The sequence below is a fragment of the Arthrobacter sp. ok362 genome (genome assembly GCF_900102785.1).
Taxonomy (GTDB): domain Bacteria; phylum Actinomycetota; class Actinomycetes; order Actinomycetales; family Micrococcaceae; genus Arthrobacter.
On sequence record NZ_FNGC01000002.1, the window covers coordinates 41,607 to 63,103 of the forward strand.

The following is a 21,497-nucleotide window of genomic DNA, read 5'->3' on the forward strand; positions in this document are numbered from 1 at the left end:
CCGGCTAAAAGTCCCCTAAGTGGGGCCAATTCACTGTGCCATACCCACCTGGGCTGCTGGCGAGTTCTATGGGTGACCTTGGGACATTCTGGATCGCCGCGATCAACCTCGTTAACTGCGTTGAGGGCTGTACGCCGCATTCAAGCCGCAGCCTTGATCTATAGCTTTTGAAGTCCTTGATCGCGGCCGCGACGTTCCCGGAAGCCAGGAATGCTTCGATCAGCAAACGGTGCGATTTCTCACGGAGCGGCTCAATCGAGACTGCAGACGCTGAGGCGGTCACTGCCTGTTCGAAATCACCGTTTGCCATGAACTGCCTTGCCAAAGCATCGAGCGCCGACAAACGGATCTGGCCGAGGTGTTCCTGTTGGAATAGGAGCCAATCCTCGTACCATCCCGGGAGCAACTCCGCACGCTTCAGTTGCTCAAGGAGTTCAAGGGGGCGGGACGAATCGCCATTCAACAGGGTCTTCACAGAGCACTGAAGGTTTCGAATGTCCACCTCCACTCCGGAAGATATATCAAGAATTCCATGAGTGTCCGTCAATAAGTTCGGCAACTCGTGCGAGACATACCAGAGCGTGGCTCTCAGGTTACCGGACGCGCGAGTATCAGTGTTGCCAGGCCACAGCAGGCCGGCCAAAGCGACCCGAGGCCGCGGTCCCATCAGCGCAAGCGCCGCGATGAGGCGCTGCTGTCTCGGCGCGACATGCACCGGCTCACCTTTGGCGAACAGGCGCCAGGCTCCGAGCAGTTCCAGCGACCATTCGCTTTCACTCAACATGCTCACCTCCGTCCCCCTGGACTGAGCGGTGGTTTAGCCACTGTCCCTGCGACACAACACAGACTATGGCGAACGACTATAACCTGATCAAGCCTTCAAAGCCTCGGTTACTCGAAACGACTGTCGGATCGTCCACAGGGCTGACACCATGATCGTGCCGTGCGCATGACCCTCGACCGGTTGTCTTACACCGACGAACCGGACCCTGACCTGCTCCAGGTCAGGGACGCGGAAAAAGCCGCTGCCCTTGAAGCGGGCGCCACCTTCATCGACCACTGGATCGCCGGGCGCACCGAAGAGCTTCTCGGCCCGGACGGGGACCACCCGACCTGGCAGGTCAGCGCTTCCTCAAGGAGCAGATGGACTGCTCGGTAATTCGCGCAGTGACCCTTTATCCGGGCTAAAAGCGCCGCCTAATTGTGGCTCCAATTTTCGGCGTGCAGTTCAGACGCGCGTACCTCCGCCCTTTAGGCATGCCGATCATTCCTCGGTGTCGTCGCTCTCAGGGATTTGACCGCGTGAACCCTGCAATCAGTCTAAATACCATTGGAAGCTCGTGCCCACCGAGATTGCCCCGCTGTGATGCCCGAACAGTCCGTCGTCAGCAGCCTGAGTGAAAACCTGGAAAACAATAGCATTCGCTTCTATGACCAAATTGTGGACATAGGCCTGCCCGCGAGAAACCGTGTAAGACTGATTGACGGTCGGCGGTATGATCTGAGCTCCCGCCGGTGCCCCAAATTCTTGAGGCGTAAACACGATGTTCGTGTCCGTGTCCGTCCTTACCCCGGAATTGTCTTGGTTGTAAACAATTGGGCCAACCAGCCCGGATTGGTATGCCATGAGAGCCTCCTTGTAGGGGGACTAAAGTTTGAAAGAAAGTCGGTGTCGCATGGACGGACGATCGCGTAGCTCCTCCGCCGAATTGTGTAGCGATCCAACGAGTGGCTTCAGTACCTGGCACGAGAAACGAAAACCGGACCGTCAACTTTTGCTGTCGACGCGCCCAGACGATTATTCGTCCACGAACTCAAAGCGCGGATCGCCCTGGCTCATAATGAGGACTTTTTCTCCGGAGGCGCCTTGAACGCGCTGGACATCGGCAAATATTGGCTTCATCGGGTCGAAGTTAGGCAGATCTTCAGCCTTGCCTGGTTCGAGCTTGGTCAGGCCGTTGCTGATCTCTTCTACTGCGTTCTGCAGCCAAGCCAGCCACTCCGGTTTTAGCCCACTCTTGGAAAACATGGGCCAGTACTGCTCTCTGATCTCCCCCGCCGAGAAAGAACTCAGATCTGGAAGCGCCAACACGGCCAAATCTTGCGCGATTTTCAGTGGAATCGGGCCTGGCTGCAGAATCTCCACGGTTTAGAGGATCAACGGCAGGACTGCTGGGATGATAGACGGAAGAGAATGAACCGTCCAGTCGCCCAGGTCACTCAACCAATTCTTGCGCTCCGCCTCAGTTAAGCCCGGTGGCAGATCGGGAAAAGTTATGGAGTTCTTCGGGTCCGTGAAGTCCTTAGCGCCGGACAAAGCCTGCACAGTTGCCTGCGCAGCGATCAGCACAAACTGGGAGGCGAAATCCGTCCAATCTTTGTCATTTCGGCGCGACTCAGGGACCTGTTTGATGATGTCCCCGAGCGTGGGCGTCTCAGGCTTGTAGTCCTTGCTCAGCCAGTTAATCAGTGGCGGTCCAACGGTGGTCACAAGCTTCAGCGCATCATCCCACAAGTCTTTATTTGCGGGATCTTGGAGCTGCAGGGCAGGGACGACACCCTTGGGGCGGATGGCTATTCCTGGGTTGACGAGAGCTGCCTGTTGGTAAGCGGACAGAAGCGAGGCGGCCAATTGAGAGGCGTCGGTGTTGACGGAGGGCTTTCCCCAATCCTTCGACACCTGGCCGTTCCCGGTGAACGACTTTTTGAGTTGCTCGGCCAGCGGTTGCAGTCGTGTGTCGAGCACAGCAGTCGTATCGGTCATGATCTACTCCTTAATTGGTGAACTTCATATTTGTGGGGTTCTTTCAGCCCCGGAGGGATGCGAGCTGGTCACGGAGATAGGCGAGCGGGTCAAAGCCATTGGTTGACGGTTCGCTCGCGGGCGACTGAGGACCTGCTGAGTCGCCCAATTTCTGCATGGACACGAACGTGTCCGTGAGTATTTCCTGATGCAATGTTGGCGCGACCGCTTGAGGCGCCTGGTTCATGTTGAGCGCTTTCAGCCGGGCCACGACCTTCGCGTTCAGATCGCTGAGCGAGATTCGCGGGTCAAGTTCCTGCAGAAGGGCGTACGTGAACGCTGAGAGGTAGTTGGTAGGGAGGCTGCCGGCGGCAGCCGTTTGATCCGCTTGGCACGCCGCGAAGAGCGCGCCATTGAACTCCGGTGCTCCTTCCCCAAAGTTCTTGGGTCCGTCGACACCGATTGGACCCATCGCGAAATTCTTCGCAACCGCTCCGCTGTCGGCGGTGGAGGCATAACCGAAGAACTTAAACTTGGTGACCTGACTGTACAGCCCGAGGTTGGCCGCCTCTTCTTCCGCGGTGGGCTTCCAAACCTTCGCCGGAGCGATGTTTACATTTCCATCAGCGAAAAAGAGCTTGTTCAACCCGCCCGAGTGGCATGCGTCGATGCAGGCCGTCAGAACATCTGGAGGAACAGACTGCGACTTAGCCACGAACTCCGTGTCTTCAAGGAACTGGTCATATAGACACAGAACCTCGACCATGGTGTCTCCCTTTGGGTACCGATAGCCATGAGACGATTCGAAGAAAACCAGCCGGTCCTCGGGTTGTGCGCCTGCCAACATGGCGTCGAGGCTAGCGAGGACGTTTGCCTTGGTCGCGTCCTGATTATGAAGCAGTTTGATGGAACCAAGATCGAAGCCATAGGTGTTCTGAAGCATCTGCCTGAACGCTAGGGTGTCTGCGATGCATGAATTCAGGTTGTTCCTAGGGTCGGGATATACGTCAATCCCGACGAGAAGGGCGCGATTTGCCATGTCGGACTCCTAGTCGTGCTGCGTTTTTAGTGAAATGAACCTGGTCGGTCTCTGACCAAACAATGGATGTCTTGAGCCGTCTCTCGCTGTTTCCGCTTGCCTTGTCTTAGTCTCCCCCTCACTCCGTTATAATTGTGTTACAAGAATTTTGGCCGCTTGTCCTACGTCCTTGACTCTCAATATGTGGACTAACGGCGCACTGGGGTCGTTAGATTTATGCAGTGAGGAGAAGCGACTCGGCACACAGGATTCCGATTGCCGCACCCGTCTTGAAGCTCTCTCGTTAGGCGTCACCGAGATGGCGAAGGCATCAACACCCGCTCTACCTGGAACCATTCTTTACTTCGGGGAGCGAGTTGGATCATCGATGCCGGCGTGATGGACCAGACTTTTGATGCAGGAGAAAGAATCACTTCGGCCTCTTACCTAAGAGGGCAGCCCGGAAACCGAATGCCTAGGCAGAGGGCTTCGTGGTTGTTGTGGTTTCTCGACGAGGGCTAATTTCCCCGGTCCCTTGGGCGCTCTTAGTGCCGATTGCAGCGGAGCGACACCTTGGCAGAAGTCAGCCTCCCGGCAGCATGCCTGCTGGGTCTACGTTGGATGTAGCAAGTGATCGGGGTAAACCGGCCGACATTTCCGTTCCGCGTCCGGGAAGGAAGCTCACGGCATGGGCTGACCAGGACGGTGTGGACAGGGGCTTATGGAGCGGGGCAGGGACGCGGAAAGGAAGATCTATGGCAGCGAACGAGGCCAGGTTTCGGTGCTCGTTCCGGATCTGCGAGGAGTGCTGCGCACCAAACGAGAGCCGCGCGACGCACGTCGTACCCATGACAGCGACATGGTGGAAGGCTCCGTGCCTGAAGGCGGCATTCCGCCACGGCAGTTCGGGCCACGCCGTTTCCAGGGCCGGCCATACCGCAGAACCATCAGTGCCAGGAGTATTCACGCCGAGAAGTCTCGCAGACCGCGCTGCGCAGCGCCTTCAACGAAGGGTGCGGGGTCCGAGCCCAGTTGATACGTTCCTGCATCTCAGCAGCGTAAATCGAACTCCTGCCGCGAGGCTCTCCTCAAGCGGAGCCGCACGTGTCGTGGCCATGACACCACGATTGCTTGACGTGACACCATGGTGGTGTCACTATGGTGGCATGGAACTTGGACAATACGTCAGCGACTTGCAGCGCCAGTTAGTGGATGCCGCGGAGAACGGCACGGAGGACACTCGCGCCGTGGCCGAGCGGCTCGCCGCCGGACTAGATGCCGCCGCGCGGCTCGTGCTACTCGACGTTCTGTCGGCCGCGGCCGGCGAGATCACCCGCGACCTCGCACCCGGTTCGGTTGACATGCGGCTGCGCGGACGCGACATCGAGTTCGTAGTTACCCCGCCGAACACCGAGCCTGACAGCGACGAGCGGCCCGCCGCAACCGTCGACCTCGACGACGCGAGCACCTCCCGCACGACGCTCCGCCTGCCGGACGCCCTCAAGGCGCGGGTGGACGAGGCGGCGGCGGCTGACGGCATGTCCGTCAACACCTGGCTGGTCCGCGCGATTGCGGCCGCTCTCCAACCCAAGCAACGACGATCCACGCAGCGCACGCTGCGCACCGGCGACAACTTCGCCGGCTGGGCGCGCTAGCCCGCTCAGCCCCACCTTCACCATTCACCGACCCCGCCGCCCCGCGGGTGATACAAACACGCGCAGAGAAAGGGAGGCGCCAGCATGCCCACCTACAACACCCCCGCCCCGATCGACCTCGCCATCAACCTGCAGGTCGGCGGAATCGATGTCTTCGCCAGCGACCGCGCCGACACGGTGGTGACCGTATCGCCGACCAACCCCGAGAAGGCGGTCGACCGTCGAGGCGCGGAGGAGACCAGGGTCGACTTCGATGGCCAGCGGCTCACCATCACGGGCCCGCGGCCCCGCATCAGCTGGATCGGCCCAACCGAGTCGGTCGACGTGAAGATCGAGCTGCCGACGGGGTCCCGGCTCGCCGCCGAGATCGCGGTCGGCGGCCTGCGTACCGTCGGCCGCCTCGGGGCCACCCGCATCAAGAGTTCGCTCGGTCCCGTGGATGTCGACACCACCGGCGACCTGTGGCTGCGGGCCTCGCACGGCAACGCGACCGTGGGCACCGCCGAAGGCGGCGTCGAGATCACGGCCGACCACGGTCAGATCCGGGTCGGCACGGTCACCGGCGACGCGATCCTCAAGGCCTCCCATGGCACCATCCAGGTCGGGGACTCCGGCGGCGACCTCGACGCGAAGCTTTCCTACGGCGACCTCGAGATCACAAAGGCACGCGCCTCCGTTACGGCGAAGACCGCATACGGCAGCATCCAGCTGGGAGAGGTCGCGAGCGGTTCCATCCAAGTCGAAAGCGGCTTCGGCCAGGTCACCATCGGCGTGCGGACCGGCGTTGCCGCCTGGCTCGACCTGTCCTCGAAGGCCGGACATGTGCGCAACGAGCTCGACGGCGACAGCGCCCCCGACGCATCCGAACAGACCGTCGAAGTACGTGCACGCACGCAGCACGGCAACATCAACATCCAGCGCGCGCGGTGAACCCGGGCAACCAACAGAAGGGAACCACACACATGAACACGCCAGCGATCGCAGTCCACGGGCTGCGGAAGTCCTACGGCGGAAAGGTGGTGCTCGACGACGTCGACCTCACCGTCAACGCCGGCACCGTCACCGCGCTGCTCGGCCCGAACGGCGCCGGCAAGACGACCACCGTGCACATCCTGTCCACGCTCGTGCGGCCCGACGGCGGCACGGCATTCGTCAACGGATGCGACGTCGTGCGCGACCACGGCGGCGTGCGCGCCGCGATCGGCCTCACCGGCCAGTTCTCCGCGGTGGACAAACTGCTCACCGGCGAGGAGAACCTCCTGCTGATGGCGCGGCTGCGCCACCTCGGGGCGAAGCGCTCGAAGACCCGGGTGGTCGAGCTGCTCGAGCAGTTCGACCTCGTCGACGCCGCCCGCAAGCCGCTCGCCACCTACTCCGGCGGGATGCAGCGCCGCCTCGACCTCGCGATGACCCTCGTCGCCACCCCGAGCGTGATCTTCCTCGACGAGCCCACCACGGGCCTGGACCCGCGCAGCCGCCACACCATGTGGGACATCGTGCGCGGCCTCGTCGCGGATGGCACGACCGTCCTGCTCACCACCCAGTACCTCGACGAAGCGGACGAACTCGCGGACCGCATCGCGGTGCTCGACGGCGGCCGCATCGTCGCCGACGGGACGCCCGACGAGCTCAAGCGCCTTGTGCCCGGCGGGCACATCCGGCTCCGGTTCGCGGATGCCGCGGCGCTCGACACCGCCGCCCGCCTGCTCGACGAGTCCGATCGCGACGACGCCGGGCTCGTGCTCACCGTGCCGAGCGACGGCGGGGTCGGCGCGCTTCGCACCGTGCTGGACCGCCTCGACGCGGCCGACGTCGAGGTCGACGACCTCAGCATCCACACCCCGGACCTCGATGACGTGTTCTTCGCGCTCACCGGCCGGGCGGACACGAAGGGAACCGCGTCATGACCACCATCACCGCCCAGCGCAAGACCGCCCCGGGCACCACCCGACACTCACACGTCGTCTCCGACTCGATCACAATACTGCGCCGCAACCTGCTGCACATGGTGCGCTACCCGGGCCTGTCGGTGTTCACCATCGTGGGGCCGGTGGTGATTCTGCTGTTCTTCGTGTTCGTGTTCGGCGGTACGCTCGGGGCCGGCCTGCCCGGTGCGGATCCGGCCGCCGGGCGGGAAGCGTATGTCGCGTACATCATGCCGGGCATCCTGCTGCTGACCATCGCCGGCAGCGCCGGCGGCACCGCGACGACGGTCGCGATGGACATGACCGAGGGCATCACGGCGCGGTTCCGCACGATGGCGATCTCGCGGGCTGCGGTGCTCGCCGGGCACGTGCTCGGCAACACCATCCAGGCGATCATCGCCGTCGCGCTCGTGCTCGGCGTCGGCTTGGCTGTCGGCTTCCGCCCGACGGCCGGAGCGGTCGAGTGGATCGCCGCCGCCGGTCTGCTGGTGCTCATCGCGTACGCGATCAGCTGGCTCGGGGTCGCCATGGGCATGCAGGCGAAGTCGGTCGAGACAGCCAGCAATTGGCCCCTCGTGCTGACCTTCCTGCCCTTCCTCAGCAGCGGCTTCGTGCCGACCGAGTCGATGCCGGAGTGGCTGCAATGGTTCGCGCAGTACCAGCCGTTCACGCCGTTCATCGAGGCCATCCGCGGGCTGCTGCTCGGCGCCCCGCTCGGTTGGAGCCCGGCACTCGCGATCGGATGGTGCGTCGTGATCGTGGTCTCCGGGTACGCCTGGTCGATGGCGATCTACGAGCGGAAGTCGGTGCGTTGAGCCCTGGTCGCACCCGATAACAAACCGGCGGCCGCGAGTTCATCGCGGCCGCCGGTTTTGTTGCGGCAACGAACGGCCCTTTGCAAGAATCCTGGCCTGGCGGCGGTTCGGCTATTGGACCGGCGATGATGCCGGCGGCGGGTTTCGGGCGGCGACGAGTGTGCAGAGCCAGACGACGGTGGCCAGGATGGCGTAGCCGGCCGTGATGGCGGGGAGACTGATGACCAGGCTGGCTTGTCCGGCGATGAGGCTGGGCACGGCGGATCCGGTGTAAGAGATGGCGTAGACCACGGCGAGCAGGCCGGCGCGCTGCCGGGGGAGCGCTTCGGGCAGGAGCGTATTCATGCTGCCGGAGGTGGCGATGCCCATTCCGATGCCGCCGATGACGCCCGCACTGATGTACAGGCCGAGGATTCCGGCGGTGCTGGCGAACGCGAGGCCTGCGCCTGCCGCGGCGACGAGTGTCATCCCGATGCGTTGCGCTGCCGCCGGTGTGAAGCGCCCGGCAATGAAGCCGCCGACGAAACTCGGCGCCATGTAGGAGGCGAACACGGCGGCTGCGGTGAGAGGGCTGTGCGAGCCGAGGTTGTCGGCGGCGATGGAGGGGCCGAACGAGGTGAAGTAGCCGCCGAACGCCCAGGTGGCGACAAAGACACCGGAGGCGAGGGGCAGGTAGCCGCGGGACGACTTCGGAACGGCGAACCGGGGGATCAGTGAGGACCACGCCCCGGCGGTGCGGGGCACGGTCTCGGGCGAGGCCGCAAGTGCAATTGCGCAGCCGAGCAGGATCACGGCGAACACGCAGAAGGTGAGCTCGCGCGGCGCCGGCGCGAACTCGACGAGCACGCCGGAGAGGAAGACGCCGAGAGCGAGTCCGACGGTCGCGGCGGCAGTGGTGACGGTCGCGGCGAGCCATTTGGGGCGCCGGGGTGCAGTGTCCACGGCGTAGGCGCCGATTGCACTGGAGGCCAGACCGGCGGCAAGTCCTTGGAGGGCCCGGCCAATTAGGAGGGGGAGAAAGCTGTGGACCAAAAGCAGGGTGAGGCAGCCGGCGATGGCGAGCAGGAGCGCGGCAATCGCGACGGGGCGGCGCCCGTGGTGGTTGGAGAGCCGGCCGAGGACGAGCAGGGCGAACACTGCGCAGACGAAGTAGACGACGGCGACCAGTGAGAACTCGTCATTGGTCAGACCGTCGTTGCTTCGGTAAGTGTCGTAGAGGGGAATCGCTGCGGCGCCGGCGGCGAACACGGAGATGAACGAGACGGTGGCCGCGACGAAGCCGCGCGCCTCAGCGGTCGCGGTGGCGGTAACGGTGCCGGGGTGTGTGCTGGTCATGTGCTTCCTGTGTCACGGGTCCCCGGAACGGAAGGATGTTCCGGGGACCCGTGGATTCGAGGGCGGGGTCAGGACTGGGGGCCGTTGTACTCGTCGTCGGTGATGTGCTCGAGCCAGTTGGTGGTCGTGGCCGGATCGTCGCCGTTCTCAAGCATGGCGATGTGCTCCATGAAGCAACCGGGCGCGGCAGCGTGCCAGTGTTCTTCACCAGGCGGGGTGTACAGGGTCTGGCCGGGGTGGAGCTCGATGATCGTGCCGTCGCGGCCACCGAACCGGGCAATACCCTGGGTGACGCGGAGGTACTGTCCGCGGGCGTGGGAGTGCCAGGCTGTGCGGGCGCCGGGAGCGAAGCGCACGGTTGCGACGACCATGCGCTGATCGCTTTCGTGGGGCAGCGCGATGGGGTCCAGCCATACATCGCCGACGAACTGTTCGGGCGGGTTCTTGCTGGTGGGGTAGGTGGGTTCGATGTTCATGCGTTCTCCTTGCTATCTCGTTCGTTCTGCGTGGTGAAGACGTTCTTGGCAACGCCCATCGCGGACATGGCTTTGGGCCAGCCGGCGTAAAAGGCCAGATGGGTGATCGCTTCGATGAGTTCCTGTTCGCTCAGCCCGTTCTCGCGGGCGTAAGGCAGGTGGAAGTTGAGCTGCTCGGTGTTGCCGCCGGCGATGAGGGCCGCGACAGTGACGAGGCTGCGGTCGCGTGGGGACAGCTCCGGACGCTTCCAGGCGTCACCGAAGAGGACGTCGTCGGTGTAAGTGACGAGGGCCGGTGCGAAGTCGCCGAACATGCGCTGCGCGCCGGACGGCTCGGGTGTGGCGTTGGTCATGATGTGCTCCTTAAGGGGCAGGTTCGATGGTTAGGGTGAAGTCGTGCCCGGCCTGCTCGATGGCAGCCAAGGACTCTGGGGCCTGGTCATCGACCGACGAGCCCCATGTGGTGGTTGTTGTAGCGGTTGCCCTGCACGCCGATCCGGCGGGCTACTGCGTCCAGGTCTGCGACTTCGTCAGCGGACAGGGCGACCGTGGTTGCGGCTGCGTTTTCTTCGAGACGCTCACGTCGACGGGTGCCGGGGATCGGCGCAATCCATGGCTGCTGGGCCAGCAGCCATGCCAGCGCGATTTGCCCGGGTGTTGCGCCTTTGGCTGCGGCGAGGCCGGCGACGTGGACGACCAGCGCCTGGTTCGCGGCACGGTTTTCGGCGGTGAAGCGCGGGATGGTGCCGCGAACGTCGCCGTCGGCGAATTGGGTCGCCGTGCTGACGGTTCCGGTGAGGAAGCCCTTGCCGAGCGGGCTGAAGGGCACGAACCCGATGCCCAGCTCCGCGAGTGTCGGCAGAACTTCCGGTTCCGGGTCCCGGGTCCACAGGGAGTATTCGCTCTGGACTGCTGTCACGGGGAAGACGGCGTGGGCGGCGCGGATGGTTGCTGCCGAGGCTTCGGACAGGCCGAAGTGGCGGACCTTGCCGGCCTGGACGAGTTCGCCAACCGCCCCTGCGACGTCTTCGATCGGCACGGCCGGGTCGACGCGGTGCTGGTAGAACAGGTCAAGGGTATCGACGCGCAGCCGGCACAGCGACTCGTCGGCGACTTGTTTGATCCGAGTGGGGGAGCTATCGAGACCGACGGACTTGCCGCCCTCGATCCGCCATCCGAACTTTGTTGCCATCACGACTTTGTCCCGGACCGGGGCCAGGGCCTCGCCGACGAGCTCCTCGTTGACGAAGGGTCCGTACACCTCCGCGGTGTCGAAGAAGTTGATGCCGAGTTCGACGGCATCGCGGAGCACGCCGATCATCGCCTGCCGGTCTCCGGGGTTGGGGCCATAGCTTTGTGACATGCCCATGCAACCAAGTCCGATGGCCGAGACCTCAAGGCCCTGTCCAAGTGTTCGTGTGTGCATGATGTTCCTCCTTTGTCGATAAACGTGCCTGCCAATGCAAGGCTGCCCGGCCTGCATCCAGTCAACGTTCTTTCGGGCGCACGTGGGAGTCCCTGACGAAAGGTGTACTGGCAGGGGATCCCTCAGGCTCCCCGGGGCAGGTAACGTCGGGGTGGTGGATAACCAAAACGAGGTCCGCGAGTTCCTCATCTCACGGCGGGCCAGACTTACCCCGGAACAGGCAGGTCTTCCGGCCGGCGGAGCCCATCGGCGCGTAGCCGGGTTGCGCCGGGCCGAGGTTGCGATGCTTGCCGACGTGAGCGTGGAGTACTACTCCAAACTTGAACGCGGCAACATCTCCGGGGCATCAGACGGCGTCCTGCACTCCATCGCCGGGGCCTTGCAGCTGGACGACGCGGAACGCGCACACCTGTTTGATCTCGCGCGCGCGTCTCACGCTCCGGCGGTCAAGCCCAGGCGCCGTACGGCCAGGTCCGCCGCAATTCGACCGGGATTGCAGCGGGCCCTGGACGCGATCACTGCCGGGCCGGCATTCGTGCGTAACGGCAGGATGGACATCCTGGCCGTGAACCGGCTCGGCAAGGCGTTCTACGCAGACGTGTTCGCCGCGCCTGGACTGGGGAATCTGGCCCGGTTCAGCTTCCTCGACCCAGAACGGTCCCGGATCTTCTACCCTGAATGGGAGGCAGCCGCTGACGTCACCGTCGCGATCCTACGCACGGAGGCCGGCCGGGATCCGCATAACAAGGATCTGCAGGACCTCATCGGAGAACTGTCCACGCGAAGCGATGAGTTCCGCACCCGCTGGGGAGCACACAACGTGCGCCGACACGGAACGGGGGAGAAGACCTTCCACCACACCGTCGTCGGGGATCTCACTCTTGCCTACGAGGGACTCGAACTCACCACGGAACCGGATTTGTCATTTCTCATCTACACAGCAGAGCCAGGCTCGCCCTCCGAAGAGCGTCTCCGGCTTCTTGCCAGCTGGGCCGCCAGCCACGAGGAGGAAACCGCAACCACAGCGGGGACGGACCTGAGCGAAACAAATCGGACCCTGGGATGACTCGCAATCGCGTAGGAGCCGGGTGCCTGGATGGATTCAGACATGCAGGGTCGGCCGGTAGGTGAGCTCTTGGGTGTGGCCGTCGAGCGTCCGGCTCTCGATCAGCTCGAGGTCGAAGTCGGCCGCACCCCGGAAGATCGGGTCCACTCCGGTCTGACCGGTGATCACAGGGAAGAGCGTCACTTGGACGCGGTCGACCAGACCGGCGGCCATCAGCGCCCGGTTCATCGACAGGCTGCCGTGTGAGCGCAACGGCACCTCGGACTCCTCCTTGAGCCGGGCGACGACGTCGACCGCGTCGCCGCTCACGACGGTCGCGTCCGGCCAGTCGAGCGGTCCTTGCAGCGTGGTCGACACCACCGATGCCGGCAGGTTCCTCATCCGCGTCACCCATGGGTCACGGCCTTCGGACTCGTCGGTGCTTGAGGCCAGCATCTGCGCAAAGATCCGATACGTGTTGGCCCCGAAGACCATCCGCTGCTCCTCGCCGTACAAGGCGAGACGGTGCTCGAGCAGTTCGGGGCCTTGCTTGCCCCAGTAGCCGCCCCAGTTGCCGCTGTGGGAGCCGAAGCCATCGAGGCTGGAAAAGACGTCGAAGGTGTAGGTAGCGGTCATGATGCTCTCCTCGAGTGCGGTTGGTCGGGTTTGGGGATACGGCTGCTCGTCTAGGCCGACTCGGCGATGTCCTCTGCGATGTCCTCCGCCCACAGGTCCGGGTTCTTATCCTGGAAGGTGCGCATCATGTCCACGCAACGCTGATCATCCAGGACCACCACCTCAACACCACGTGATCGCAGAAGCTCGAATTCGCCGTCGAACGTGCGCGCTTCTCCCACCACCACGCGGGGGATTTTGAACTGGATGATGGTTCCGGTGCACATGGCACACGGGGCGAGGGTGGTGTAGAGCGTGGTGTTCCGGTAGCTCTTCTGCCGGCCGGCTGCGCGAAGTGCCGACATTTCGCCGTGCGCGATCGGATCGCCATTTTGGACTCGTTCGTTGTGTCCGCTCGCGATGACCACGCCGTCACGGCCGAGCGCTGCTCCGATGGGGATACCGCCTTCGCTGAGGCTCTTTTGGGCGGCTTGGTAGGCGGCTTCGAACGCGGGGTCGGGGGCTGCTTGCGGTTCCGGGGTGGCAGTTTGGTGCTGTTCGTGGGTCATGCCGTCATTTTCGCATGCGGCTATTTTTCAACATCTTCAAACAAGTGCGATTGCCGCTACTTATGGATCGTGATCGCTTCCTGCCAGCGTGAGTGTTCCGACACTCTCACTGGGACTCAAAGTTGGGTAAGAAGCTCAGCGGCCGCCTTTTTGCATGTATTCGGTGGGGTCGTAGTGGATCCGGAGTGTCGAGATCTTGCCGTCGTCGAAGCGGAAGAACTCAGCGAGCCGGACAATCCCGCCCGGCATATGGGCGTCGTAGAGCATCGCGGAGGCGTCTGCTCCGTGAACCTCTTGGATGACCTCGATGGTCGACACATTGGCGATGAAGCCCTTGACGCCTTGGCAGAATCCGGCTGCCCCTGTGCGCTTCCCTGAGATCGGACCTTCAAATTCGAGGTCGTCGACGAGCAAAGTGCGAAGCTCGCCGTCGGGGTCGTACGCATCTATGCCGGCGGCCAGGATCCGGTAATAGCGCTGGAGTACTTCTGGCGCAGCCTCGCTCAGCGTGATCATCGGCAGCTCCTCCCTAAGATTGAAATCCTCAAGCACGGGACATGAGAGTGTCAACAGGTTGGATCGGTCCATCAGCAGGTCCCACCCGAAGCTGCCGGGAACACACTTCTCAAGGCCACCCGAAAAGCCGGGCCAAATAGTAGGACAACGCGTTGCATCACATCTTCGCCGACTGAACACCCTCGTTCCGGTGTTGCCGTGACGGAGGGGCTTACGGTGCGCGCTCATCCGGGGCTTCTCGGAACTCGATTTGTGACCCAAGTGCAGCGTTTGGACAGGGCTACGGTAATGAGTTCCGCCGATCCAGATGGGCTCTGTGCGGGAGGCCGGTTGCGTGACCTGCCTGCACGGCCGTTGGTGTTGTCAGTGGAAGTGCTTGAGGAAGCCCTGGGCCTGCTCCTTTTTCTTCAGCAGGTCGAGCATGTGGTGGGAGCGTTCATTGCCGAGGTAGGGGGCTGCGCTGAACCAGCCGCCGTCGACCACGATGTCGGTGCCGGTGATGTAGGAGGAGTCGTCGCTAGCCAGGAACAGTGCGGTGGTGGCGATCTCCTCGGACTTGCCCGCCCGGCGGAGCAGGATGGTGTTGCCGAGGGTCTTCTCGAAGGTTTTCCTGGCGAGCGGGTTGGCCGTCATGCCCTTGGTCATGTTGGTCTCGATGAATCCGGGCTGGATGGTGTTGCACCGGATTCCCCAGTCGGCGTAGACGTAGGCCGCGGACCGGGAAAGCCCTTCGAGGGCCCACTTGGAGGAGGAGTAGGCGGTGGAGAAGTTGCCGGTGATGCCGGCGACGGAGCCGATGTTGACAATGGAGCCGCCGCCGGAGTTCTTGATCAGCGGGGCGCAGGTCTGGATGCCGCGGAGAGTGCCGGTGACGTTGACCTCGAAGATCTTGTTCCACTGCTCGATGTCGACGTCGGGCAGCATACTGAGGTCGTTGGAGCCGACGACGTTCATCAGGATGTGCAGCCCGCTGTAGGTCTCTTTTGCCACGCGGACGGCGTTGTCCCAGGCGTCTTGGCTGGTGGTGTCCATCTGGACGAACAGGGCACGGCCGCCGGCGTCGGTGATCTCCTTGACGAGGGTGATCCCGGGTTCTTCGTGGCGTGCCCCAATCACTACCGCGGCCCCTTCTTTGGCGAACAGCCGGGCGGATGCGCTGCCCATCCCGCCGGTGCCGCCGGTGATCAGGGCCACCTTGTTGTCGAGTCTCATGGTGTCATCTCCTTGTCGGGTTGGTGCTGGTTGGCAAGAAACTGCAGACGGCCGCACCGCTCACGGCCGGTGACTGTTCAGGTGATTCTTCAATGGTGGACTCCGGGACGTGCATGGTGGGGCGGCTGCGGAAGTGGCCCAAGAGGGTGAGCACCACGCCAAGGGCCGCCCATCCAAGGAGCGTCCACCATTTCTGGGCGCCACTCTGCCGGCCGCCATCGACCAGGTCCGCTAGCCGGAGCAGACCAGGGCCCTCGGGATCCCACCCGTGACCGTCGCGCTCCGGATTCCCATGCAAGTCGCGGTGATAGTGCTCGCGTGGATCGCGACGCAAAAAACGACGAAGCGCTGAATCAGCCGTTCAGGCGCGGTGCAACCTCTTGGCTTTGGTCATCGCTGCACCTTCTTCGGCTGCACCTCGTTCGGCGTGTAGTGGATGTCGTGGCAGGTTCCGGCGAAGACCTCTCGTCGATGAGCTATTGGCATAGCTGCTACATGCCTGAGGGGTCCGGCCTCACCCCGCGAAGCCGGGCCGCGAGGTGCTCGGCGATCATGATGGTGGGGATGTTGGTGTTAGCCGATAGGGGTTCAGGCAGGATCGAGGCGTCGACTACCGAGAGGCCCGGCACTCCGTACACCCGTGCCGAGGTATCGACGACGGCGCCGGCCCGGGGGTCCGTGCCCATGGCGCAGGTGCCTACAGGGTGGTGGTAGGTCGTGGCCGTGGCCTTGATCCAAGCGCGAACGGCGACGGGGTCAGCGATCACGTCTTGTCCGGGCGCGAGCCGGGATCCGTGGGTGATTCGGGTCAGTTCAGGGTGGGTCGCGGCAGCGTCCGCAAGCTGCAGGCCCTCCTCCAGCCGATCGATGTCCGTAGAATTGCGGAAGTATCCGAGGTCGATAGCCGGCGCGGCTGTCGGGTCGAGTGTGCGCAGCCGCACCTCACCGCGTGAGGCAGGTTTCAGCAACGCGGCGGCGAGCAAGCATCGGTACCCGTCACCGAGGCGGTACGGTCCGCACACCATAAGCTGCAGATCAGGGGGCCGGCAGCGGAACTCCGGCTGCTCCGGGCCGTCGCCAGCAGTTGGAAGATCGGAGGGTCTCCCGGCGGTTGGGGGCAGGGCAGATCGATCGCTACCCAGGGGTGGTCTGCGAGGTTCGTCCCCACACCGGGCAGGTCCGCCATGAGGGGTCTGCCCAAGGCGGCTACGTCCGCGGCGGGGCCGATGCCAGAGCGGATGAGCAGCCCGGGGGAGTGGTAGGCGCCGGCGCATATGATCACCTCGTCGGCGGCGATGATCTCACCGTCGGACGACCGAACACCTGTCGCATGCCCCCGGCTTACCACGACCTCGGCGATCACGCAGTTCGCGCGGATCGTCAGGTTGGGGCGGGACCGGACGGGATCCAGATAGGCCCGCGCGGTGCTGACACGGACGCCTTGCACGCAGTTGACCGGTAGGGCCGAGAGGCCGACGGCCCCGGGGGCGTTGTGGTCCGGAATTCGCGGGATTCCCACCCCGGCGATGGCGTCCTCCATTGCGAGCGTGAGCTCGGACCGCTCGCCCTCCCGATACCGGCGGATCGCCACCGGGCCGTCCGTCCCGTGATAAGGCGCCGAACCGAAGTCCAGGTCGTGCTCAAGGCGCAGGAAAGACGGCAGCACGTCCGCGAACGTCCACCCGGGCAATGCCCAGCCGTCGTAATCGGCCGGATGCCCGCGCAGGGCGAAGGTAGCATTGACGGCCGACGAGCCGCCGGTCACCCGCCCCTGCGGAAGGTCCAACGAAGGACCACCGGCAAAACCTGTCCCCCGCAGCCCCCAGTCATGCGAGGCCGTGCTGGTGCCATGAATGCCGTCTGCGAGGTCGGCCGGTAGCCGCGCCGACGGGTAGTCCGGCCCCGCTTCGAACAGCGCCACCTCGCGGTCGGCGTCCTCGCTAAGCCGGGAAGCCAGCACGCAGCCCGCACTACCTGCGCCCACCACGACCACGTCATACCGGCTCGACATTTCTTGTGCTCCCTCTGGGCTTCAGTCTAGGCCCGACGGGTCCGGACGTCGCTAGCTAGGGCTTGGACTAGTAGTACTGACAGGCAACCAGCCCAGCAGCTACCGCAACGCGCACACGATCAGCGACAGGCCGGCCCATCGCATTTGAGCTGCCAACAGCCAAGGAGATTCACTCCCAGCCAGGGCGGTCAAGAGCCAGTGCTAGCGCCAGCGGTAGGATTCCAGCGCGCGGAGCAGGGGAGCGGGGCGGCTTTTCAGGTGGTCGACGGGGCGGGTGCCGGCAAGGTCCCTGGAGGGGGTGACCATCCAGAGGGCGAAGTAGTTGTGCGGGATCTGCAGTTCCATCGCCCGTTCAAAGAGCTCAAGGACGGTGGGGTGGAGTTGTCCGCCGGGGAGGAACTGGAATCCCGGGCAGAAGGTGCCGTCGTCGATGATCTGTTTACCGGACTAAGTTGACGGTTCACGGCGCGTGTCGCCTGCCTGGACGAGCCCCGTCAGAGTCATGCTTTGGTCATGGATCTCTCGGATCACAGTTCGGATCGGCATCGGGCGGAGGGACTGACTGTCGCGAAGGTCGGGCGGGTGATTCCTCGCTCCGGTGTTCTTGGGTTCGTTGTCCTCGACGCGATGGGTGAGGAGTTCGCTCCTGCCACGGAGTATCTGCTTGAACTGGCAGCGTCAGACCGTTCGCCTCAAACGGTACGAACCTATGCCTTGTCGTTGCTTCGGTTCCTTCGATTTTTGTGGGCCATCGGAGTCAGCTGGGAGCAGGCAACGTCCCTTGAAGCGCGCGACTTCGTGTTGTGGGCGCGCCAGGCCGAGAAGTTCGTCGGGAATCGCAACGTCCCGCAGCGGCGGGGGAGCCGGAACCTTGTCACGGGAAAGAAGCATCTCGGAATGCGTTATTCACCCTCGACGATCAACCACACGACGACGGTGTGTAAGGAGTTTTACGCTTTCCAGCTTCGGATGGGAGAGGGGCCCATCGTGAATCCTTTCGAGCTGCGCCGTGGGCGATCCCATGCGCATCATGATCCTCAGCGGGAGTTTGCCCCGGTGCGGCGCCAGCCCTTGCGTCAGCGCGAGGCGCACCGGGTGCCAAGATCAATCCCGGATGGGAAGTTCAACGATCTGTTCCGGCGTTTGCGGTCGAACAGGGACCGGGCATTGGTGGCGTTTTATGTCAGCAGCGGTGCGCGGGCGAGCGAGCTGCTCGGGATCACGGGTGACAGGGTCAACGTGGGTGACCAGCTGATCGGCGTTTACCGCAAAGGCGGCCAGCTGCAATGGTTGCCCGCGGCGCCTGATGCTTTCGTATGGCTTCGGCTCTATCAGCTCGAAGGAGGCGTCGCCGGTCCGGATGAACCGGTTTGGCTCACGCTGCGGGGCGAGCCCCGTCCTCTGACCTACGAAGCCATGCGCGCCGTACTGAGGCGCTGCAACGACCTGCTCGGGTCGAACTGGACGCTGCACGATCTGCGGCACACGTTCGCGATCCGAGCGCTCGAGGGTGGGATGGGTCTTCACGAAGTCCAGGAGTTGCTGGGGCACCAGTCGCTGACTACGACCACGGTCTATGCAGTTCCGCATATGGAGGAAGTCATCGAGCATTACCGGGCCCATCTGAGCAGCAGGACTTCCCCTGCCGCTGACAGTTCACCGGCCGGTCAGCCCTATAACCCCGATGAGTTGCGCGTGCTTTGGGGGAACCAGTGACAACTCCACCCATCAATAAGATCCAGACCGCACGACGAAGCTGGAATGACCACACGCCGCCACCACAGGAACAACAACCGCCTGCACTGCCGCCCATCCCTTCTGGACCGCTGACCAGCGCCAGCATTGAGGACATCATCAACCGTCTTGAGGACTGCAGCCCGTACTGGCCACAGGTGCATGAGCACAGGGCGCGCATTCGGCGCTTGCTCGGTCATTTGAGGCAGTTGCCGGGTGAAACCTGGCAGGACCGCTGGGCGCTGTTCGAGGGCCAGGTCGGGCATGATGCTCTGACGTGGCGGCTCAGAATAGCTGGCGGTTCAAGCAAGAACACGAAGAATCGCAACGAGATCGAAGGACTCAACGCGGCGATGGGACCGCTGCTGGCTCTGGACGTCATGCGCCCGTCCCACCGGTGGATCGCGGGTCAGCGCTTTGCCTTCTGGAAAGCACTCAGCCGGTTCCGGGATCCCGCCCACACAGCTGAACTCGAAAACGCCCTCCTCCATGCGAAGGCTTCACCGGCCCAGGCCACTAGCGGGATCCTCACCTTAGGTCGCATTCAGGCCCATACAGGCAAATCGATCCGCCAGCTCACAGCCGAAGACATCCTCGACCTGACTACCCAGCTTCCCGGGAAGCTGATCGACGTCAGCCGCAGCGGGCTGACCGCCGTATGGCCCGTGCTGCACGGCCTGGGATGGATCAGACACGATTCCGGGACCCTGCCCACACGGCTCCGCGTCGGACCGAAAACGGTGGATGAGATGGTCGACTACTACGACATCACCGGCCCGTGCCGGGAATCACTCATCCGCTATCTGCAGGTCCGGTCGGCTGGCCTCGACTACGCCTCGCTCTGTGCTTTGGGCAGGTATCTGGCCGGGCTCTTCTTCGCCGACATCGTCAAGCACTACCCTGACCAACACAGCTTCGCACTGACTCCGAAGCAGGCTGCTGGCTGGAAAGCCAGGGTTAAACTCAAAGCCGACGGCTCGCCGCGCCGGGAAGTTTATAGCGTCTTCTTCTCCGTCCGGGCGTTCTATCTCGACATCAGCCAATGGGCACTCGAAGATGCCTTCTGGGCGCAATGGGCGGCCCCAAGCCCCGTAACCTCCGCGGAAACCCGCGGTTACGTGAAGCACCGGCGCGCGACCATCGCAACGATGCAACAGCGCACCCGGGAACTGGCTCCCGTGTTGCCCCGTCTGGTGGAGGCCGCGGAACAGGCCCTCCGCGCAGCAGAAGCAACCTTGGCGGATGCCAAGACGGCCGGCGCCGGCCAAACCATCGACATGGACGGCGAGGCTTGGGAAGTCTTCCAGAGCAGTGAACATGCGCATGTGCGGATTCGGCGCAATGGAAAGGACCGGGACCTGTCCTTTGAAGAGGACAACGCCTTCTGGACTTGGGCGCTTGTTGAGACACTTCGACACACCGGTGCACGGATCGAGGAAGTCCTCGAGCTGGTGCACATGAGCATCCAGCCCTACAAGGTTCCAACGACCGGGGAGACCATACCGCTGCTGCACTTCGCTCCGAGCAAGACCGATACCGAGCGACTGATGGTGGCAGGCCCCGAGCTCGTGCACGTGCTCTACCGAGTGCTTTCTCGTATCACCAAGGACACTGGTGGTGCACCGCTGACACAGCGATGGGACTCAGCCGAGAAAGTGCTGAGCTCACCCCTTCCGCATCTGTTCGTCCGCCGCCGTGGCGCCGGACCCCCGAACGTGATGACGACGGCCACCGTCTCCACGCTGCTCAATGACTTGGCGCGACGCGCACATATCAAGGTCAGCGGTGCCGAGGTGAGGTTCACCCCGCACGATTTCCGTCGCATCTTCGCGACCGAGGCCCTCGCAAGCGGTCTGCCTCCACATATCGTGCAGGTGCTGATGGGGCACGCCAGTCTGGCGACGACTCAGGGATACGCAGCTATTTATCCCCGGGACGTCATTCGGCACCACCGCACCTTCATAGAAAAGCGGCGGGTCATTCGGCCCACCGAAGAATACCGCGAACCAACCGCCGCCGAATGGGACGAATTCGAAGCCCATTTCGTGCAACGCAAACTCAGCCTGGGCAGCTGCGGACGCGCCTACGGCACTGGCTGCCAACACGAACATGCCTGTCTGCGCTGCGCCCTTCTTCGCCCTGATCCAGCCCAGATTGACCGACTTCAGGACATCATCGACAATCTCGAAGAACGCATCACTGAAGCCGAACAACACGGCTGGCTCAGCGACGCCGAAGGCCTGCGCGTCACTCTTAACAGCGCTGAACTGAAACTCGCACAGATGTATAAGCTTCAAAGCCGCAACGACCGGGAAGTCATCGGGCTCGGGATCCCACAAGTGAGGAACGATGAGAAACCCAATAGCCCGTAATCGCGCTCCCGTCAAGGATGTTCATCAGCC

Annotated in this window: 24 protein-coding genes; 8 read left to right on the plus strand and 16 right to left on the minus strand. The window is 63.6% G+C overall.

The window, feature by feature from the left end:
* Positions 1–4 precede the first annotated feature (4 nt).
* Positions 5–784: an AfsR/SARP family transcriptional regulator gene (locus BLQ10_RS02615; RefSeq protein WP_091558073.1), complete on the minus strand. Its 780-nt coding sequence runs from the start codon at positions 782–784 to the stop codon at positions 5–7.
* Between the two features lie 159 nt (positions 785–943).
* Here BLQ10_RS02615 and BLQ10_RS02620 point away from each other — a divergent pair, with 159 nt between their 5' ends.
* Positions 944–1,159 (plus strand): SGNH/GDSL hydrolase family protein, encoded by a 216-nt coding sequence (locus BLQ10_RS02620; RefSeq protein ID WP_091558076.1) that lies wholly within the window; start codon positions 944–946, stop codon positions 1,157–1,159.
* Positions 1,160–1,315: 156 nt separating this feature from the next.
* On the opposite strand, the gene BLQ10_RS02625 is transcribed toward BLQ10_RS02620, so the two are convergent.
* From BLQ10_RS02625 to BLQ10_RS02640, 4 genes are all read right to left on the minus strand, one after another.
* On the minus strand, positions 1,316–1,627 hold the full coding sequence (locus BLQ10_RS02625) for a hypothetical protein (RefSeq protein ID WP_091558077.1): 312 nt from the start codon (positions 1,625–1,627) through the stop codon (positions 1,316–1,318).
* 171 nt (positions 1,628–1,798) lie between these two features.
* A complete protein-coding gene (locus tag BLQ10_RS02630; RefSeq protein ID WP_091558080.1) occupies positions 1,799–2,146 on the minus strand; it encodes a hypothetical protein in 348 nt (115 codons plus the stop codon).
* A gap of 3 nt (positions 2,147–2,149) precedes the next feature.
* Complete coding sequence (locus BLQ10_RS02635; RefSeq protein WP_091558081.1) at positions 2,150–2,764, minus strand: hypothetical protein; 615 nt, start codon at positions 2,762–2,764, stop codon at positions 2,150–2,152.
* Positions 2,765–2,807: 43 nt separating this feature from the next.
* Positions 2,808–3,782 carry a caspase family protein gene (locus BLQ10_RS02640; protein WP_091558084.1) on the minus strand — a complete coding sequence of 325 codons (975 nt, stop codon included), beginning with the start codon at positions 3,780–3,782 and terminating at the stop codon, positions 2,808–2,810.
* 1,145 nt (positions 3,783–4,927) lie between these two features.
* On the opposite strand from BLQ10_RS02640, the gene BLQ10_RS02645 reads away from it, so the two are divergent.
* The 4 genes from BLQ10_RS02645 (at position 4,928) to BLQ10_RS02660 (ending at position 8,156) form a co-directional block, all read left to right on the plus strand.
* A complete protein-coding gene (locus BLQ10_RS02645; RefSeq protein ID WP_091558086.1) occupies positions 4,928–5,416 on the plus strand; it encodes a type II toxin-antitoxin system HicB family antitoxin in 489 nt (162 codons plus the stop codon).
* Between the two features lie 84 nt (positions 5,417–5,500).
* Positions 5,501–6,346, plus strand: a complete 846-nt coding sequence (locus BLQ10_RS02650; RefSeq protein WP_091558088.1) for a DUF4097 family beta strand repeat-containing protein — start codon at positions 5,501–5,503, stop codon at positions 6,344–6,346.
* A 32-nt stretch (positions 6,347–6,378) separates the two neighbouring features.
* A complete protein-coding gene (locus BLQ10_RS02655; protein WP_091558091.1) occupies positions 6,379–7,323 on the plus strand; it encodes an ATP-binding cassette domain-containing protein in 945 nt (314 codons plus the stop codon).
* Positions 7,320–8,156, plus strand: a complete 837-nt coding sequence (locus BLQ10_RS02660; protein WP_091558094.1) for an ABC transporter permease — start codon at positions 7,320–7,322, stop codon at positions 8,154–8,156. The genes BLQ10_RS02655 and BLQ10_RS02660 overlap by 4 nt, the downstream gene beginning before the upstream one ends.
* Before the next feature lie 111 nt (positions 8,157–8,267).
* Here the strand turns inward: BLQ10_RS02660 and BLQ10_RS02665 are convergent, their stop codons facing one another.
* From BLQ10_RS02665 to BLQ10_RS02680, 4 genes are all read right to left on the minus strand, one after another.
* Positions 8,268–9,491: an MFS transporter gene (locus tag BLQ10_RS02665; protein WP_091558097.1), complete on the minus strand. Its 1,224-nt coding sequence runs from the start codon at positions 9,489–9,491 to the stop codon at positions 8,268–8,270.
* A gap of 68 nt (positions 9,492–9,559) precedes the next feature.
* Positions 9,560–9,967, minus strand: a complete 408-nt coding sequence (locus tag BLQ10_RS02670) for a (R)-mandelonitrile lyase (protein ID WP_091558101.1) — start codon at positions 9,965–9,967, stop codon at positions 9,560–9,562.
* Entirely contained in the window at positions 9,964–10,320 is a 357-nt protein-coding gene (locus tag BLQ10_RS02675; RefSeq protein WP_091558103.1) for a carboxymuconolactone decarboxylase family protein, read from the minus strand. Before BLQ10_RS02675 ends, BLQ10_RS02670 begins: the two co-directional genes overlap by 4 nt.
* An 86-nt stretch (positions 10,321–10,406) precedes the next feature.
* Positions 10,407–11,393 (minus strand): aldo/keto reductase, encoded by a 987-nt coding sequence (locus BLQ10_RS02680; protein ID WP_091558106.1) that lies wholly within the window; start codon positions 11,391–11,393, stop codon positions 10,407–10,409.
* Positions 11,394–11,547: 154 nt separating this feature from the next.
* Here BLQ10_RS02680 and BLQ10_RS02685 point away from each other — a divergent pair, with 154 nt between their 5' ends.
* On the plus strand, positions 11,548–12,459 hold the full coding sequence (locus BLQ10_RS02685) for a helix-turn-helix transcriptional regulator (RefSeq protein ID WP_091558804.1): 912 nt from the start codon (positions 11,548–11,550) through the stop codon (positions 12,457–12,459).
* Between the two features lie 36 nt (positions 12,460–12,495).
* Here the strand turns inward: BLQ10_RS02685 and BLQ10_RS02690 are convergent, their stop codons facing one another.
* From BLQ10_RS02690 to BLQ10_RS22250, 7 genes are all read right to left on the minus strand, one after another.
* Positions 12,496–13,074, minus strand: coding sequence for a dihydrofolate reductase family protein (locus BLQ10_RS02690; RefSeq protein ID WP_091558108.1), 579 nt, complete (start codon positions 13,072–13,074; stop codon positions 12,496–12,498).
* Positions 13,075–13,124: 50 nt separating this feature from the next.
* Positions 13,125–13,622: a nucleoside deaminase gene (locus BLQ10_RS02695; protein WP_091558110.1), complete on the minus strand. Its 498-nt coding sequence runs from the start codon at positions 13,620–13,622 to the stop codon at positions 13,125–13,127.
* Positions 13,623–13,757: 135 nt separating this feature from the next.
* Entirely contained in the window at positions 13,758–14,138 is a 381-nt protein-coding gene (locus tag BLQ10_RS02700; RefSeq protein WP_254785371.1) for a nuclear transport factor 2 family protein, read from the minus strand.
* A gap of 363 nt (positions 14,139–14,501) precedes the next feature.
* A complete protein-coding gene (locus BLQ10_RS02705) occupies positions 14,502–15,350 on the minus strand; it encodes an SDR family NAD(P)-dependent oxidoreductase (RefSeq protein ID WP_091558112.1) in 849 nt (282 codons plus the stop codon).
* A 491-nt stretch (positions 15,351–15,841) separates the two neighbouring features.
* Entirely contained in the window at positions 15,842–16,375 is a 534-nt protein-coding gene (locus tag BLQ10_RS02710) for a GMC oxidoreductase (RefSeq protein ID WP_091558114.1), read from the minus strand.
* Positions 16,312–17,361: a GMC family oxidoreductase gene (locus BLQ10_RS02715; protein ID WP_091558116.1), complete on the minus strand. Its 1,050-nt coding sequence runs from the start codon at positions 17,359–17,361 to the stop codon at positions 16,312–16,314. Before BLQ10_RS02715 ends, BLQ10_RS02710 begins: the two co-directional genes overlap by 64 nt.
* Positions 17,362–17,562: 201 nt before the next feature.
* On the minus strand, positions 17,563–17,706 hold the full coding sequence (locus BLQ10_RS22250; protein ID WP_175558450.1) for a hypothetical protein: 144 nt from the start codon (positions 17,704–17,706) through the stop codon (positions 17,563–17,565).
* 168 nt (positions 17,707–17,874) lie between these two features.
* Between BLQ10_RS22250 and BLQ10_RS02725 the strand changes: the two genes are divergently transcribed.
* Both BLQ10_RS02725 and BLQ10_RS02730 read left to right on the plus strand, forming a co-directional pair.
* On the plus strand, positions 17,875–19,077 hold the full coding sequence (locus BLQ10_RS02725) for a tyrosine-type recombinase/integrase (protein ID WP_091558119.1): 1,203 nt from the start codon (positions 17,875–17,877) through the stop codon (positions 19,075–19,077).
* Entirely contained in the window at positions 19,074–21,467 is a 2,394-nt protein-coding gene (locus tag BLQ10_RS02730) for a tyrosine-type recombinase/integrase (protein ID WP_091558122.1), read from the plus strand. The genes BLQ10_RS02725 and BLQ10_RS02730 overlap by 4 nt, the downstream gene beginning before the upstream one ends.
* Positions 21,468–21,497: the final 30 nt, after the last annotated feature.

Bases quoted from the DNA above. Each gene is read 5' to 3' on its own strand.
- BLQ10_RS02675 (WP_091558103.1), bottom strand. From the start codon at position 10,320: ATGACCAACGCCACACCCGAGCCGTCCGGCGCGCAGCGCATGTTCGGC.
- BLQ10_RS02625 (WP_091558077.1), bottom strand. From the start codon at position 1,627: ATGGCATACCAATCCGGGCTGGTTGGCCCAATTGTTTACAACCAAGAC.
- BLQ10_RS02690 (WP_091558108.1), bottom strand. From the start codon at position 13,074: ATGACCGCTACCTACACCTTCGACGTCTTTTCCAGCCTCGATGGCTTC.
- BLQ10_RS02650 (WP_091558088.1), top strand. From the start codon at position 5,501: ATGCCCACCTACAACACCCCCGCCCCGATCGACCTCGCCATCAACCTG.
- BLQ10_RS02645 (WP_091558086.1), top strand. From the start codon at position 4,928: ATGGAACTTGGACAATACGTCAGCGACTTGCAGCGCCAGTTAGTGGAT.
- BLQ10_RS02665 (WP_091558097.1), bottom strand. From the start codon at position 9,491: ATGACCAGCACACACCCCGGCACCGTTACCGCCACCGCGACCGCTGAG.
- BLQ10_RS02710 (WP_091558114.1), bottom strand. From the start codon at position 16,375: ATGGTGTGCGGACCGTACCGCCTCGGTGACGGGTACCGATGCTTGCTC.
- BLQ10_RS02670 (WP_091558101.1), bottom strand. From the start codon at position 9,967: ATGAACATCGAACCCACCTACCCCACCAGCAAGAACCCGCCCGAACAG.
- BLQ10_RS22250 (WP_175558450.1), bottom strand. From the start codon at position 17,706: ATGGAACTGCAGATCCCGCACAACTACTTCGCCCTCTGGATGGTCACC.
- BLQ10_RS02705 (WP_091558112.1), bottom strand. From the start codon at position 15,350: ATGAGACTCGACAACAAGGTGGCCCTGATCACCGGCGGCACCGGCGGG.
- BLQ10_RS02680 (WP_091558106.1), bottom strand. From the start codon at position 11,393: ATGCACACACGAACACTTGGACAGGGCCTTGAGGTCTCGGCCATCGGA.
- BLQ10_RS02635 (WP_091558081.1), bottom strand. From the start codon at position 2,764: ATGACCGATACGACTGCTGTGCTCGACACACGACTGCAACCGCTGGCC.
- BLQ10_RS02715 (WP_091558116.1), bottom strand. From the start codon at position 17,361: ATGTCGAGCCGGTATGACGTGGTCGTGGTGGGCGCAGGTAGTGCGGGC.
- BLQ10_RS02660 (WP_091558094.1), top strand. From the start codon at position 7,320: ATGACCACCATCACCGCCCAGCGCAAGACCGCCCCGGGCACCACCCGA.
- BLQ10_RS02700 (WP_254785371.1), bottom strand. From the start codon at position 14,138: ATGATCACGCTGAGCGAGGCTGCGCCAGAAGTACTCCAGCGCTATTAC.
- BLQ10_RS02615 (WP_091558073.1), bottom strand. From the start codon at position 784: ATGTTGAGTGAAAGCGAATGGTCGCTGGAACTGCTCGGAGCCTGGCGC.
- BLQ10_RS02725 (WP_091558119.1), top strand. From the start codon at position 17,875: ATGGATCTCTCGGATCACAGTTCGGATCGGCATCGGGCGGAGGGACTG.
- BLQ10_RS02655 (WP_091558091.1), top strand. From the start codon at position 6,379: ATGAACACGCCAGCGATCGCAGTCCACGGGCTGCGGAAGTCCTACGGC.
- BLQ10_RS02695 (WP_091558110.1), bottom strand. From the start codon at position 13,622: ATGACCCACGAACAGCACCAAACTGCCACCCCGGAACCGCAAGCAGCC.
- BLQ10_RS02640 (WP_091558084.1), bottom strand. From the start codon at position 3,782: ATGGCAAATCGCGCCCTTCTCGTCGGGATTGACGTATATCCCGACCCT.